The sequence below is a fragment of the Kribbella sp. VKM Ac-2569 genome, assembly GCF_004216905.1.
In the GTDB taxonomy this organism is placed as follows: Bacteria; Actinomycetota; Actinomycetes; order Propionibacteriales; family Kribbellaceae; genus Kribbella.
This window is the reverse complement of the sequence record NZ_SGXJ01000003.1, coordinates 165,721-180,420: the sequence shown is the minus strand read 5'-3', so window position 1 is coordinate 180,420 and position 14,700 is coordinate 165,721. Positions and strand designations below refer to the sequence as shown.

Below are 14,700 nucleotides of genomic sequence, written 5' to 3'. Positions count from 1 at the left end.
AGGTTGAATCCCCGTGCGGACACCATCCGGTGCCCGCGCGAATCTCCCGCAAACCCGAGGCCTACGCCTGGCCGTTGATTCGGTAGAAGCGGCGGGCGGTGGCTGAGTAGATGTGTTCGCGGTCGCTGTCCGAGAGGTGCGAGAGAGCGTCGGACAGGCCCTTGAAGACTCGGTCGTATCCGCCCGCCGCGGTGGAGATCGGCCAGTCGCCGCCGTACATGAGTCGCTCCGGCCCGAAGACCTCCAGCGCCCGGTCGAGGAACGGTTGCAGCGAGTCCCGGGTCCAGGTTTCGGGGTAGAGACCGGAGACCTTCGCGTACACGCGCGGGTTCTCGGCGGCGGTCGCGATGAGGCTCCACCACGGCTCGCGTTCCGCGTCGCCGATCGGTGGTTTGGCGAGGTGGTCGATGACGATCCGCAGTTCGGGGTGCCGTTCCGACAGCGTCGGGACGTGTTCGAGATGCCGAGGCAGTACGGCGACGTAGTCGAACGTCACGTCTGCCTGCTCGAGTACGCCGAGCCCCTCGCCGACGTCGGGCCGCAGGATCCAGTCCGGGTCCGGGAGGTCGTGGATCAGGTTGCGAATACCGACCACGCGAGGGTCCTTCCGCAACTGCGCGAGGCGCTCCGCAGCAACGCCGGGTTGATCGAGCGGAACGTACGCCACGATCGCCGCCACCTCAGGATGCCGATCGGCCACCTCCAGCATCAGGTCGGTGTCGCCATCGTGGTCGTCGGACTGCACGAGCACCGTCGCGTCGACGCCGTTGCGGACCAGCTGCGGCTTGAGCTCCTCGAAGGTGAAGGTGCGGTTCCACTGCGGTACATGCGGGCCGAGCCACCGGTACGGCGAGCGGTCCAGATCCCACACGTGCTGGTGCGCGTCGATGATCATGCCGGACCTCGCTTGTCGACCAGATAGAGATGGGTGAGCACGAGAACGGTCTCCGCGCGCTGGTTCGTCACGCTGACCTGCTCGTGAACATAGCCGTGGGTCTCCGGCGTCCGCTTGTGGTCGGACTTCTCAGTGATGGCCGCGGTGACCGTGATCGTGTCGCCGATGAACACCGGCTTGATGAAGCGGATCTTGTCGTATCCGTACGACATCGACCGCGGATTGATGTCGCCCGCGGTCATCCCGACGGCGACCGAGAGGATCAGCGTGCCGTGCGCGATCCGCTGCCCGGCCGGCTGCGTCGCCATCCACTCGGCGTCCAGGTGGTGCGGGAAGAAGTCACCGGTCTGGCCGGCGTGCAGCACGATGTCGGCCTCGGTGATCGTCCGCCCGACGGTAGTGCGGCTCTCGCCGATCTCGTACTCCTCGAACCACCGCTCCGCGACCTTCATCGCTCTCCCAACAGTCGCTCGGCCAGCGCGTTTGCGCGCCGTACCAGCTCGGCATCGGTCAGCTCACCGCGGAGGGTCGCTGTGACCCACGGCGAGACGACGTCCTGGAACTCCATGTAGCCCGCCGTCCGCGGCCGCACCCACGCGCCTTCGAGCGTCTGCCGGATCCCGCGGAAGAAGTCCCACGAGTCCTCGTTCAGACGGTCGTCATCCCACGAAGACGCGTACCCGGGCTGGCCGCCTGCGTCGTAGTACACCCCCGACTGGACCTCGGGCGAGGCTAGCCAGACGGCGTACGCGCGGGCTGCCTCGAGTTCCCGGGTGTACGCCGAGACCGCGATGCCGGCTCCCCCTAGCTGCGACCCGGCGACCCCACGCGGCCCGGCCGGAATGTCGACGTACTTGAGCCGATGGGGGCGGAAACCGTTACGCGAATAGTTCGTGTACCCGTAGGCGAGCGGCACGTAAGCCCATTGCCCGTCCCCCGCCAATGCCTCGGCGACCTCGATCGGGTTGGCTGCGAGGCACCACTCGGGGACTCGCTCCGCGAGCCGATGCATCAGGTCGAGTACGACGGCCGCGTCGTCCTCGGCGAGGAAGCGGCCCGGCTCGGCCGCGACCGGCGTACCGCGGTTGGCGGCGAGGGTGCACAGGCTTGAGTACGCGTCGATCGGCTTCGCTGGCCAGAGCACCCTGCCTTCGCGGGCCAGCTCGAGTACGCCGTCCCATTCCGTCGGCGGGGTGGGCAGCAGATCAGGACGATGTACGGCGACCTGCGCAGCGGAGTCGGTGGCGAGTCCGTACTGGTGACCGTCATGGGCGTAGGACGCGTGGCTGTTGCCCACAGCATCGTTTGCTAGCGCTGCTAGCTCCTCGTCATGACCGGCTCCGTCTAGCGGTGCTAGCAGTCCCTCGGCCGCCGCCAGCGGGACGTGCGGATGGTCGATGACGAGCAGGTCGTACCGGGCCGCGAGCCCCGCGATCGGCTCGTCGGCGAAGGCCTGGAGCGAGCGGTACTCCCACTGCACGTCGACACCGGTACGACGCGCGTACTCCTTCGCCGCCGCGACCTGGCAGTCGTACCCGCGCGGATGTTCCCAGGTCATGCCACGCAACGTCGTCATGCGATCTCCTCCACCGAGTGCGGTTCGACGGGATCATGCTCGCCCAGCCGGGGCGCCGGCCGCGAGTTGGTCAGCCGCTCGCCGTCGATCCTGATCGGGCTCCGCGTGGTGGTCAGCTCGAGACCGTCGCGGTGGAGCTCCTGCGTCATCGCGATCGCGCGGAAGCCGTCGTGCGCGACCAGTTCGTCCAGGGTAAGAACGGGCGCGCACCACACGTCCTCGGCGTCGAGGACGGCCAGCCATTCATCGCGAGTCCGGGTGCTGAGCCGTTCCGACAGCAGCTCCTCGATCTCCTCCTGCCGATCCCACCACGACTGCGGATCGGTCATCGCGGCGACCTCGGGCAGGTCGAGCAACCGGCCGATGGTCGGGACCGGGTTCATCGCGATCGCGAGGTACCCGTCGCTGGTCGGATAGATGCCGTACGGCGCCGGCAGGAACGCATGCGCCGAGCGGGTGCCCTTCCGTTGTACGGCGATCGACGGGTCGTTCAACCGCGTCGTCAGCAGCTCGAACTCGAGGTCGAGCAGCGCCTCCAGCAGACTGGTCTGCGCGTGTCCACCTCGACCAGTGCGGAACCGTCGTACCAGCAGCGCCGTGATGCCCTGGGCGAGATGACAGCTGGCGAGATGGTCGGCCACGGCCAGTCCGACCGGCATCGGCGGATCGTCGCGGGAACCGTTCAGCCATGGCAGGCCGGCGATCGACTGGGCGAGCAGATCCTGTCCGGGCCGGTCCTTGAACGGACCCGTGTCGCCGTACCCGCTGACACTGCCGTAGACGATGCCGGGGTTGATCCGGCGTACCGTCTCGTAGTCGAGGCCGAGCCGTTCCATCACGCCGGGACGGAAGTTCGAGACCACCACATCGGCCGCCGCGACCAGCGCCCGGACCCTGTTCAGGTCGGCCGGGTCCTTGAGGTCGGCGACGATGCTCTCCTTGTTCCGGTTCATCGCGTGGAACGACATGCTGTCGCCCTCGATCATCCGGCCGGCGAAGGCGAGTTGCCGGCCGGCGTCGCCGCTGCCGGGGCGCTCGATCTTGATCACCCGCGCGCCCAGATCTGCCAGCCGCAACGCCGCCACCGGCCCGGCCAGGAACTGGCTGAAGTCGAGGACGGTGACCCCGGACAGGGGAAGTTCCGTCACCACTCGGTTCCCATCGTTGTTCCTCTCAGATCGTTCAAGCGTCGTACTGCGGCGGTTCGCCACCATTCGCGGCGGAGGTGTAGGCCGCCTCGACCACCGCCATCGTGCGGAAGACGTCCTCCACCGAAGTGGGCAGCGAAGGGATCGAGCCCTCCAGGTAGCGCTGGACCACGCCCATCGAGCCGATGAACGCGTCGGGGAACCACGAGCCCTCGAACGGCACCGGCCGCCAACCCTCCTCCAGGCGATCGTCGGTGACGAGCTCGAGCCGGTCCTCACCACCGCGCGGGTAGTCGAGCAACAGCCCGAGCTGCACGCGTACGGCGCCCTTCGTGCCCTCCCACTTGATGTAGCTCTCCTCGTACCGTTCACCGAAATGGTGATCGTGATTCGTCGACACCACGACCCGCACCGGGCGGTCGCCGTACGTCAGAGCGATGTCGGAGCGACTGTTCGCGTGGGTCTTCTCCGGGTGCCGGACGGTGACTGCGGACACGCCGGTCGGATCGCCCAGGAACGAGCGGACCAGGTCGAGGTAGTGGACGCTGTGCATGTTGATCTCGAGCCGGTCGAGTTCGAGGACGTACGGGAACATCTCCCACGGCGTACGGACCGAGACCCGGATCTCGAAGTCGTAGAGCTCGCCAATGATGCCGTCGGCAATCAGCTTCCGCGCGACGGCGACGTACGGCGCAAACCGCAGCTGGGTGTTGACCGCGGCTACGAGGCCCTTGCGGCGACAGACTTCGCGGGTGCGGATGCCCTCGGCGAGCTGGTTGCCCAAGGGTTTCTGGAGCAGTACGGCGGCTCCGTCGGGTAGCTGTTCGAGGACGTCTACGTGGGCCTCGGGCGGGAGGGCGATGTCGTACACCGCGTTGTCAGGTGCGACTGCCACGGCGGCAGCGACATCGTCGTACGCCTTCGGTATGCCGTACTTTTCTTGGAGCGCCTGTGCGCGGTCGAGTTGGAGGTCCGTGATGCTCGCGACGGGGAAACCGGCCTTGCTGTACGCGGGCAGGTGGGCGTCGCGGACGATGCCGCCGGCGCCGACGATCACGATCGGCCGCGGGTTGGCCGGCGGGGTGAGGGCGTAGCCGGGGTGTGGTGCGAACTCCGGGAGATCGGTCATCAGCCTTTCACCGCCCCGACCGTCTCGCCGCGGATGAGGAACCGCTGGGCGCCGAGGAAGACCGCCAGCAGCGGCAGCATCGAGATGAACGTCGCCAACGCCAGCTGCGGCATGTAGAGCTTGACGTCCAAACCGGCCGCGACGGTCGGGTTGAACAGCGGGCTCGCGCCGATCAACTGCTGCAGGCCGATCGACACGGTCTGGTTCTTCTGGTTCGACGACAGCAACGCCAGCGGCAGGAAGAAGTTCGTCCAGTTCGCGACGAAGGCGAAGAACGCGACGAGTACGACGACCTGCTTGGAGATCCGCAGCCCGATCCACCAGAACACCGACACCTCCCCGAGCCCGTCCAGGCGGGCCGCCTCGACGAGTTCCTTCGGCATCGTGGTGAGGTAGTGGATGTAGGACAGGTACACGCCGAACGGGAAGAAGCCCATGATCAGCGCGACCGGCCACAGCTCGCCGACCGCACCCACGGCGTTCACCTCGAGGAACAGCGGGATGACCAGCACGGTGTTCGGCATCACCATCGTGACCAAGGTGATCAGGAGCACTGCCCGGCGGGCGCGGAACCGCAGCCGTGCCATCGCGTAGCCGGCCGGGAGCGCTGCGACGACAGCGAGGATCGCTCCCCCGGCCGCCACGACGAGTGAGTTCGTCAGCCAGCGGGTGAACAGGCCGCCCTCCGGGCCGAAGCCATTGACCTGCGACCAGCTGTACCGGACGTTGCTCCAGGCAATGTCTCCGAGGCCGAGGAAACCGCCGCTGCCGTTCTCCACGCCGTCGTTGGAGCGGAACGCCATCGCGACGAAACCGGCGATCGGCACCAGGAAGATCGCGGCGACGAACAGCATCGACACGACCCTGGCCAGCCTGCCGGGGCTCCAGCTCTCAATGCGTGTCACTTAGTTGTCCTCCTTGCCGAAGAGCCCGCTGCGGAACACGATCAGCAGTCCGATGCCGAGGGTGATCACGAGCAGGATCAGCGACATCGCCGCCGCGGCCGGGAAGTTGTAGTTGCTGAAGGCAAACGCGTACCCGAGCTGCGTCGGCGTCCACTGGTCGGGCAGCGCGTTGCTCGCCACCTGGTCGAGGAGCTGTGGCTCGAGGAACAGCTGGAATCCGTACGCGAGATTCATCAAGGCGGCGTACCCGATCCACGGCCGGATGATCGGGAGTTTGACGTGCCAGGCGAGCTGCCACGCGTTCGCGCCGTCCAGGGCGGCCGCCTCCAAGACGTCCTCGGAGATGCCGTTCAGCCCGCCGTTGACGACGACGATCCACGAGCCGACGCCCTGGAAGAACATCATCGCGGTGAGGATGAACGGCAGCTGACCCGGTGCGGCGACCGCCTGTTTGATCGTGTCGACGCCGATCGCGTGCCAGAACCCCTCGATCGGCGACTGCCCAGGGTTGAGCAGGTACACCCACAGGACGAAGTTCGCGATACCGGCCAGTGCGCCGGGGATGTAGTAGACGAACCGCATCGCCGAACCGAACCGGCCGGGGCTGGCGTGGATCAGCAGCGCGAGGCCGACGATGCCGACCATCATGATCGGCAGCCAGATCACCAGCGTCGCGAGCACGTTCTGGAACGTGTCGACGAACCGGTAGTCGGTGAACACCGTCTTGAAGCTCGCCACACCGCCGAACCCGGTGCTCGGGTCCAGCGGTGTCGGCGGCTTCTCCAGAGCAGTCTTGATCGCGTAGCCCACCGGCACGATGCCGCCGATGAGCAGCAGGACGACGTACGGCGACAACAGGATCCAGGCGCCGCGCGTCTCACTCGACCGGGACGCCTTCGCCCGGGATCGCTGCGGCTTCGGCACCGGCACACTCGTACTGCGCTTGTCGACCGTCGCGGTCGTCATGCGGAACTCCTGCTCTACTTGACTGCTCTACTTGACGGTGTAGCCCATGGCCTTGGCTTGCTTCAGAAGTTCGTCGTTGAACCCGGTCCACGCCTGGTCAACGCCCTTGCCCGACGCCAGGCCGGCCGCCATCGTCTCGGTCCACACGCTGCCCGTGTTGTAGAGCAGGTACGAGTGATCCGGCTGGACGTACGCGGTGGCGCCCTTCATCGCGGCGAACGTCCCCGCGTTGTCGGCGAAGTACTGCCCCTTGGCCTGCTTCGCGATCCACGCGTCCTGGACCGGCCCGTACGCCGGAAGACCGGTCGACAGCTCGACCTGCCATTTGGGGTCGGTGGCAACGAACTTCGCGAACGTGAGCGTGTTCTCGAGTTGCTTACCGGTGATGTGGCGCGAGAAGCCCCACAGTCCCCCGCCCTCGTTGCCGGTGGCCGGCTTGTCCTCGCCCTTCCACGTCAGCGGCGCGACGCCCGTCATCTGACCGGCGGGGATCTTCCAGGACTGACGGAACAGGTAGTCGCCCCACCAGGCAGCACCGGGGCTCATGACGAGGTCCTTGCCCACCTTGGCCGCATCCGCGTCGAAGATCCCGACGGTCGAAACTGCCTTCGCCTGCACGAGTTTCGCGAGCAACTCCTTGGCTCGCACGCACTTCTGGTCGGTCAGGTCGAGGTGGACCTCGGTCTCGGACTTGCGGGCGTTCGTCGGGCAGCCGGAGGCCCACAGGTACCGGTCGGGTGCATACGCGTCGCCGGTGAAGCCGCTCAGCTTGCCCGGGTGCTCCTTCGCGATGCGCACCGCGAGGTCGCCGTACTCCTCCCAGGTCTTGGGAACCTGGTACCCGTTCTGCGTGAAGAAGGCCTTGTTGTACCAGAAGATGTCAGGCGCGGCGTCGTTCCGCAGGCAGCGGATCTTGCCGTCGATCTTGCACGGCGCGATCACGGCGTCCTCATACCCCTTGATCACGTCCGGGACCAGGTCCGTGAGGTCGGCCGTGAAGTTGACCTGCGCACCCGCTGCCCAGGCGATGTCGTCGTTGGACGGGAAGAAGATCGCGTCCGGCCAGCCCTTGCCGGCCTGGTTGAACTGCGCGAACTGCTGCTGCAACGACTTGCCGCCGACGGTCCCGTCGATCTGGTTCAGCGTCACCTTGATCTCAGGATGCGCCTTCTGAAACGCCTTGGCAGCAGGCACCCGCGGCGGATCCACCCACACCGTGATCGCCCCACCGGAGTCGGTCTGCTTGACATCCGCGCCCGCCCCACCCCCCGACGAACCACAAGCAGCCAGCAAACCCACCGCACACACAACCGCCGCAACAGCCACAGTGCGCACTGTCCCGGGACGTACTCCGGGTGACTTCATGAACGAACTCCTTCGCTTCGTGTCCCGAGCGGGGCGGCAAATCCAAGCCGAAGCACCATCTGCTCAAACGTTAGAGCAGAAACGCTAAACCGCAGACCCCAGATTGGTCAATCGTTTGCGCACGGACTTTTGCACACCCCCCGGGGACACCGCGGTCAGGCGGAGCGAGGTGATGCGGTGGACTCGCGGATCACGAGTTCCGGTGGCGGGTCGGTGACGACCTCGTCGGAGGTTTCGCCGGTTTCGATGCGGCGGATGACGCTGCGGACGGCGGTGCGGCCGACGGTGTAGAACTGCATCTTCACCGCGGTGAGGGGTGGCCAGGTGTTCTCGGCGGTCCATGAGTCGTGGACTGTGACGACGGAGAGGTCTTCCGGGACGCGGATCCCGGCCTTGCGCGCCTCCCCCAGCAGGCCGACGGCGGCGTTGACGTTCGCGACCACGACGCCTGTCGGTTTCGGGTCGAGCGCCATCAACCGGTGCAGCGCCGTACGTCCGTTGTCGACGGTGTAGCCGATCCTGGTCTCGTACTCCTTCGGCACCCGTACGCGGGCGCCTGCGAGCGCCAGCTTGTACCCGGTACGTCGCCGTTTCGCAGTGAACGACCGCGGGAGCCCGTTGGCGAAGGCGATCCGCTCGTGCCCGAGCTCGAGGAGATGCTGCGTCGCGATCAGCGCACCGTGATGATCGTCGAGGGTGACCGAGCCGACGTGACCCGGGATGGAGGAGTTGACGAGCACGATCGGGGCCTGCGCGGTGAGCAGGTCGCGCAGACCCGCGGGTTGCACCGCGTCCCCGACCTGGAGCGCCATACCGTCGACCCGGCCTTCGCCGATCAGGCGGGCGATGACCTCGCCGCCTGGTCGTACGTCGTCCGAGCGGCCGAGCAGGACCGTGTACCCCCGCTCGGTGGCCTCGTCCTCGGCGCCGTGCATGAGTTCGGTGAACAGCGCGTTGGTGATGTCCGGGACGACCAGACCGACTACCTGGGTACGCGCGGACTTGAGCGCGCGACCCGCGAAGTTGGGGCGGTAGTTCAGCTCCCGCGCCGCGTCGACGATCCGCTCACGAGTCGCCGCACTCACACGTGAGTCCGGTGCGTCGCTGAGCACCCGCGACACAGCAGAAATCGAGACGCCGGCACGGGCGGCGACGTCTCCCAGGGTGGCCATACCGCCCACCCTACTGACGCCCCCACCCCGCGCCCCACCCGACTCACTCATCAACGGGACCGGCTTCGGCGAGTGGGTCGGCGCCGTTGTGTAGGCGGCCTTGGGCTCCGAGGCGTGGTGCCGCTCGGTGGTTGCGGAGCACCTTGCCGTCGATGCGGATCGGGCTGCGCGTGGTCGTCAGCCGGAGCGACTCACCACCTGGTTCGGCCGGCGGACGCTCCACGGTCTGCGTCATCTCGATCGCAGCGAACTCGGGCGACGCGATCAGTTCGTCCAGCGTCCGCAGCGGCGCACACTCGATCCCGACCTCCCCGAGAACCTCAAGCCAGTACGCCGTACCGGCCGCCAAGAGCTGCTCCGCAACCCAACTCTCGCTCCCCGCCGGTCCAGCTGCGGGAGCGGAGGCGGAGTTGTTGACTAGGGCTTGGATTAGGTTGTCGCGGCGGGTTGGGGCGATGGCTAGGTAGCCGTCGGCAGTTGGGTAGAGGGAGTGTGGAGTGAGGGTGTCGGCGGGGTCGGGTGCCGACTTGTTGAGGTGGGCGGTGAGGAGGGTGGACTGCAGGTCCAGCATGCCTTCGAGGAGGCTTGTCTCGATCAGGCCGCCGCGGCCCGTGCGTAGTTTGCGGACCAGCAAGGCTGTCACGCCCTCGGCGAGGTGACAGCTGAGTAGGTGGTCGGCCAGCGAGAGGCCGACCGTGACAGGGCGATCGCCTCCGTTCACCCACGTGAGACCCGAGACGGACTGCGCGAGCAGGTCCTGGCCCGGGCGGCTTGCCCACGGCCCGTCGGCGCCGTACCCGGACGCGGCGGCGTACACGAGTCCTGGATTCAGCGCCCTCGCGGACTCGTAGTCGAGGCCGAGTCGCTCCATCACGCCTGGCCGGAAGTTGTGGATCAGTACGTCGGCGCGCGCGACGAGGCTCTTGACCTGCTCGAGTTCGCCGGGATCCTTGAGGTCGGCAACGACCGCCTCCTTGTTCCGGTTCATGGCGTGGAACGAGACCGTGTCCTCGTCCGCCCACCGGCCCGCGAAGGCAAGTGTGCGGCCGATCTCGCCGGTCACCGGCCGCTCGATCTTGATCACCCGCGCACCGAGATCAGCCAGCCGCAGCGCCGCGACCGGACCCGCCAGGAACTGGCTGAAGTCCAGCACCACGACTCCCGCCAACGGAAGCTCCGCCGCCTGCATCCCATCCCCCGCTCGCACGCCACCACCTGCTCAATCGTTTGCGCAACGATAAGCCAACCGCTACCCGAGGAGCAACCAATCTCAGGTGTGGAGTGGGAGGACGGCCGCGGCTTGGGCATTGAGGAGGTGAAAGCCGTGAGTGTGGGCGATCGATGCCGCTTGAGTGGCGGCATTGACGGCGGCCGTTGGGTTGCCGGCTTGGGTTTGGGCGGTCGAGAGGGTCAGTAGGGCGTGGGTCTCGAGGAAGGGATACGTTGCGCGGGCGATCGTGAGGCAGTCTTCGATCCAGTCAATGGCTGCCGTGGCATCACCCAACGCCAGGTGCGCCTCGGCAACCGCCGACGCAGTCTGTGCCTGGGCCTTGCGATCGCGTACGACGATTGCGAGTTGATGCGCTCGCAGCGCCGTACGCAAAGCCGCCGTACCCTCGCCGCGCTGGCTGTACAACCGCGCGAGCTCGTCCAGCGTCGACAACTCACCGCGGACGTGCGAGCGGCGCTGGTACGACGTCAGGACGTCGTCGAGCAGGCCCGCCGCACGGTCGACCTCGCCCAGTTGCCGCAACGCGCTCGCCAGATTGCCCCGGTTCGCGAGCGCCGACGTCTCGCGACCGGTCTCGTTGAGCTTCAGCGCGGCCGCGAACAGGTCTGCCGCTTCGGCGAGTTCGCCTTGGTGGAGCCGGATCATCCCGAGTCCGTTGACCACGATGGCGCGGATGTGGCCGCGCTGGTCGTCGGCGGTCAGCTCCGTCGCGCGGCGCATCCAGAGCTCGGCGTCGACGAGCATGCCGCGCTCGAGTTGCAGCCACCCGGTCTGATGAGCCACATAGGCTGCGGCCTCGCTCCACCCGACACCGACCGCGAGGGCCGACGCCGCCAGGCAATCGGACAGCGCGTCCGCGTCACGTCCGACCGCCCCGAAAGCCTGCGCCCGGTTGATCAGCATGGCAACGCACGCGCGGTCGTCGCCGGCCGCAGTGGCGGCGTCCAACCCGGCACGGGCCGCAGGAAGCCACCCGTCCGCGTCCCGGCGCAGCAGGAAGTACCCGCGGAGCTGGTCCACGATCCGCCAGGCCAGCTCCCCCTCACCGGACTTCGCTGCACCCTGCACAACAGCCAGCAAGGCGGGCAGTTCGTGATCCAGCCAGGCGAGCGCCTCGTCCTCGGAGGCGAAGTACCAGTCCGCTTCGCCGTGGGCATCGAGGCGCAGGAGTTGCGGATACGCCCAGTCGATCGCGGCAGTCACGGCCTCGGCGTACCAGCTGTGCAGCCGGGTCCGGGCGGTTTCGTGTTCGGGATCCTCGGCGAGAAGGCGTCGCGAGTACAGGCCGAGCAGGTCGTGGAACCGGTAGCGGTCCTTCGAGTGCTGGAGGAGCATGTTCGCCTCGAGCAGCGACTCCAGCACGCGCTCCGCCTCGGCCGTCGACGTACGGAGAAGGATCGCCGTACTCTCGGCACTGAAGTCGTCGCCGGGATGCAGGCTGCACATCCGGAACGCGCGCTGGGCGTCCGCACTTAGATCCGCGTAGCTGAGCTGGAAGCTGTTGAGCACGCTCGACTCGCCAAGGCTGAGTTCGGTGAGCCGGCGGTTGCCGTCGTCGAGGCGACCGGCCAGATCGGCGACGGTCCATTCCTGCCGGGTGGCGAGCCGCGCGCCTGCGATCCGCAGCGCAAGCGGGAGCCGGGCGCAGGCCTCGACGAGCGCACGCACACCCTCGAGGTCGGCATCGAGCCCAGGTGTCCGCGCAGTGGAAGCGATCAGCCGTACGGCGTCCTCCTGCGGCAGCGGCTCCAGACTCACAACGCCCGCGGCCAGCAGGTCCGGCATCCGCCGCCGACTGGTGACGATCACGTCGCTTCGGCCCGCTCCTGGCAGCAGCGGCCGCACCTGCGCCGCATCCTGAGCGTTGTCGAGCAGTACCAGCATCCGCCGGTCGGCGAGCTCGCTGCGCAGCAAAGCCGCCGCCTCGGCTTCGTCTGTGCCGATACGCCGACCAGGTACGCCGAGAGCACGCAGAAAGCGGCCGAGTACGTGGACCGGCGCGGGCGTAGTCGTGTCACTGCCACGCAGATCGGCGTACAGCTGCCCGTCCGGGTACTGCTCGCGGAGCTGATGCGCGGCGGTCAGGGCCAATGCAGTCTTGCCGACGCCGGCGATGCCGTTGATCAGCACGGCTCGCGACGACACCCCGCTGGACCCGCCGAGCGCCGTACGGATCGTCTCCAACTCCGCTGCCCGACCGACGAAGTCCGGTGGCGCGGACGGTGCCTGCTGGACGACCACGCGCGTCGACGGCTCAGCTGGAGAACCGGTCTGCTGCCGCAGCACCTCGAGGTGAACTGCGCGGAGCCGCTCCCCCGGGTCGATGCCGAGGTGGTCCACGAGCGCGGTCCGAATCCGGTCGTACGCCGCGAGCGCCTCGACCTGCCGTCCCGCCGCAGCGAGTGTCTGGATCAGCTCGACATGCAACGGCTCGTCGAACTCATGCCGCAGGGCCAGTCCGCGCAGCGGCTCGAGTGCTTGCTCCGGCTCGCCGAGGTCGCGTGCGAGCGCGGCGAAGGCTCGAACGGCGGCCGTGTACTCGTTGACGACGGCCGCATAGAGAGGGCTGTGAGCGATCGCGTCCACGTCACTGTCGCCGCGCCACAGGTCCACGGCGCTAGCGAGCTTGGCCAGCGCGATCTCCGGGTCGGCGCGTGCTGCCTCGGTTATGAGCTCGCGGAACTGCAAGAGGTCGAGGTCATCGAGCGCCAGTCGGTAGCCGGTGCGGCCGCCGACGATGACAGCTGGCCGGCCAGACTCGAGCAATCGTCGCAGCCGGGCGACGCGGGTCTGGAGCAGGTTGACGGCGTTGCTGGGTGCGCCGCGTGGCCAGAGGAGGTCCACCAGTTCGTCCTGGGCGACCGTCGTACCGGCGGTGAGAGCCAGGCGCGCCAGCAGAGTTCGTTGTGGAGCCGAGTTGACCGGCACCGCGAGGTCTCCGGTGCGGACTTCGAGAGGGCCGAGTACGCCGACGTACACCGGTCCGGCTGCGCCGGGGACGGCGACCGGGCGGTGCGTCTTGGCGGCGGTCTGAAGGGTTTCGGTTTCCGGTGCAGTCAGGTCCAGCGCGTTCGCGAGGGCCTCGATCGAGCTGACTTTCGGGCTCCGGGTCCTGCCCTGTTCCAGGTCGCGGATCGCCGCGATGCTCACGCCGGCCCGCTCGGCGAGGTCCCGCTGGGTGACTCCGGCGCCCTGGCGCAGTCGCCGTAACAGCGCACCGAACCCGATCGTCGGCTCCTCCTGTCGCCTGCGGGGCACGAGCACGATCCTACGGAAGCGACCAGGTCACTCGGATTATGGGCCTTCAGCAACGGCCGCCAGCGCGTCGTCGTCCGGTCAGCGCAGTTCGAAGCCGCGGGTGCGGAGGGCTTCGCGGAGGTGTTCGCGGCCCTTCAAGCCTGCGACCGTGCCGAAGCGGGTGGCGACGCGGTCGATCCATCCGGCCGGGAGTCCGGCGTCGGCGTAGAAGGCGTTCAGCACCTCCTCGTAGGTCTCGACGTACGCCGCCTGCGGCTCGAGCTCGTACTGCTCGTGATGCAGGACGGCCTGCTGCGGTAGACGAGGCTTGACCGCGGTCTCCTCGAATCCGTCGGGGCGGCCGACGGTCAGGCCGAAGACCGGGAACACGTTCGGTGGCAGGCCGAGCTCGTCCGCGACGTCGAGGGGGCGGTTGCGGATCGCGCCGACGAAGACCGTGCCGAAGCCCAGCGACTCCGCGGCCAGTGCGGCGTTCTGGGCGGCCAGGGCGACGTCGACGAAGGCCAGGACCGCTGCTTCGACGAAGTCCGCGGCCTCGGCGGTCGCCGATCCGAGCTCGGTGGTGATCTGTCGTGCCCTGGCGAGGTCGGCCAGCCAGACGAGGAACAGCGGAGCCTGCGCGATGAAGTCCTGCTCCCCTGCCAGCTTCGCCAATCGGGTACGGCGTTGCTCGTCGCGCACCGCGACCACACTCCACAGCTGGAGGTTGCCGGACGTCGGAGCCGACTGCGCCGCCGCGATCAACGCCGTCAACGTCGCGTCGGGCACCGGATCCGAGCGGTACGCCCGTACCGACCGGTGACCGAGTTGCTGGGCGAGTACGTCGTTCCACTCCGCCGGCGGCGCGAACGCCGCCGTACTCGATCCGTAGCGCAGCCGATAGGCATCATCCGCAGTCATCACATCTCTCATTCTCCTCGTCGCACGGACCGCGCCCCGGCACCCGCGGTCCCGCCTGGTGAACGGGGCCGATGGCAACAAATCCCCCGGGACGCGATCCACCTCAAAGTCTACCGATCCACTAGACATATCCGACCCCATCTCACCGCCCGAGA

The 14,700-nt window shown here is 68.0% G+C and carries 12 protein-coding genes; all 12 read right to left on the bottom strand.

Translation table 11 applies throughout. The annotated features are described in order from the left end of the window. Positions 1-61: 61 nt before the first annotated feature. Positions 62-895, bottom strand: coding sequence for an amidohydrolase family protein (locus EV649_RS21085; RefSeq protein WP_130385275.1), 834 nt, complete (start codon positions 893-895; stop codon positions 62-64). Next, positions 892-1,347: a MaoC/PaaZ C-terminal domain-containing protein gene (locus EV649_RS21080; protein ID WP_130385274.1), complete on the bottom strand. Its 456-nt coding sequence runs from the start codon at positions 1,345-1,347 to the stop codon at positions 892-894. Before EV649_RS21080 ends, EV649_RS21085 begins: the two co-directional genes overlap by 4 nt. After that, positions 1,344-2,471, bottom strand: a complete 1,128-nt coding sequence (locus EV649_RS21075; protein ID WP_130385273.1) for an extracellular solute-binding protein — start codon at positions 2,469-2,471, stop codon at positions 1,344-1,346. The genes EV649_RS21080 and EV649_RS21075 overlap by 4 nt, the downstream gene beginning before the upstream one ends. Next, positions 2,468-3,619 (bottom strand): CaiB/BaiF CoA-transferase family protein, encoded by a 1,152-nt coding sequence (locus EV649_RS21070; protein WP_241998493.1) that lies wholly within the window; start codon positions 3,617-3,619, stop codon positions 2,468-2,470. Before EV649_RS21070 ends, EV649_RS21075 begins: the two co-directional genes overlap by 4 nt. A gap of 34 nt (positions 3,620-3,653) precedes the next feature. Continuing rightward, on the bottom strand, positions 3,654-4,748 hold the full coding sequence (locus tag EV649_RS21065) for a Gfo/Idh/MocA family oxidoreductase (RefSeq protein ID WP_130385271.1): 1,095 nt from the start codon (positions 4,746-4,748) through the stop codon (positions 3,654-3,656). Continuing rightward, the gene (locus EV649_RS21060; RefSeq protein ID WP_198682613.1) at positions 4,748-5,653 is read right to left on the bottom strand and encodes a carbohydrate ABC transporter permease; all 906 of its coding nucleotides are present in this window, start codon (positions 5,651-5,653) and stop codon (positions 4,748-4,750) included. Before EV649_RS21060 ends, EV649_RS21065 begins: the two co-directional genes overlap by 1 nt. Beyond that, entirely contained in the window at positions 5,654-6,619 is a 966-nt protein-coding gene (locus EV649_RS21055; protein ID WP_130385270.1) for a sugar ABC transporter permease, read from the bottom strand. Between the two features lie 27 nt (positions 6,620-6,646). Next, the gene (locus tag EV649_RS21050; protein ID WP_130385269.1) at positions 6,647-7,984 is read right to left on the bottom strand and encodes an extracellular solute-binding protein; all 1,338 of its coding nucleotides are present in this window, start codon (positions 7,982-7,984) and stop codon (positions 6,647-6,649) included. 155 nt (positions 7,985-8,139) lie between these two features. After that, on the bottom strand, positions 8,140-9,156 hold the full coding sequence (locus EV649_RS21045) for a LacI family DNA-binding transcriptional regulator (protein ID WP_130385268.1): 1,017 nt from the start codon (positions 9,154-9,156) through the stop codon (positions 8,140-8,142). A 43-nt stretch (positions 9,157-9,199) separates the two neighbouring features. Then, the gene (locus EV649_RS21040; RefSeq protein ID WP_241998491.1) at positions 9,200-10,363 is read right to left on the bottom strand and encodes a CoA transferase; all 1,164 of its coding nucleotides are present in this window, start codon (positions 10,361-10,363) and stop codon (positions 9,200-9,202) included. Positions 10,364-10,426: 63 nt separating this feature from the next. Further along, positions 10,427-13,645: a BTAD domain-containing putative transcriptional regulator gene (locus EV649_RS21035; RefSeq protein ID WP_130385267.1), complete on the bottom strand. Its 3,219-nt coding sequence runs from the start codon at positions 13,643-13,645 to the stop codon at positions 10,427-10,429. A gap of 78 nt (positions 13,646-13,723) precedes the next feature. Continuing rightward, positions 13,724-14,545 (bottom strand): nitroreductase family protein, encoded by an 822-nt coding sequence (locus EV649_RS21030; RefSeq protein WP_198682612.1) that lies wholly within the window; start codon positions 14,543-14,545, stop codon positions 13,724-13,726. Positions 14,546-14,700 lie beyond the last annotated feature (155 nt).

Coding starts and splice junctions, on each gene's coding strand:
- EV649_RS21085 (WP_130385275.1), bottom strand. CDS start 895: ATGATCATCGACGCGCACCAGCACGTGTGGGATCTGGACCGCTCGCCG.
- EV649_RS21080 (WP_130385274.1), bottom strand. CDS start 1,347: ATGAAGGTCGCGGAGCGGTGGTTCGAGGAGTACGAGATCGGCGAGAGC.
- EV649_RS21075 (WP_130385273.1), bottom strand. CDS start 2,471: ATGACGACGTTGCGTGGCATGACCTGGGAACATCCGCGCGGGTACGAC.
- EV649_RS21065 (WP_130385271.1), bottom strand. CDS start 4,748: ATGACCGATCTCCCGGAGTTCGCACCACACCCCGGCTACGCCCTCACC.
- EV649_RS21055 (WP_130385270.1), bottom strand. CDS start 6,619: ATGACGACCGCGACGGTCGACAAGCGCAGTACGAGTGTGCCGGTGCCG.
- EV649_RS21050 (WP_130385269.1), bottom strand. CDS start 7,984: ATGAAGTCACCCGGAGTACGTCCCGGGACAGTGCGCACTGTGGCTGTT.
- EV649_RS21045 (WP_130385268.1), bottom strand. CDS start 9,156: ATGGCCACCCTGGGAGACGTCGCCGCCCGTGCCGGCGTCTCGATTTCT.
- EV649_RS21030 (WP_198682612.1), bottom strand. CDS start 14,545: ATGACTGCGGATGATGCCTATCGGCTGCGCTACGGATCGAGTACGGCG.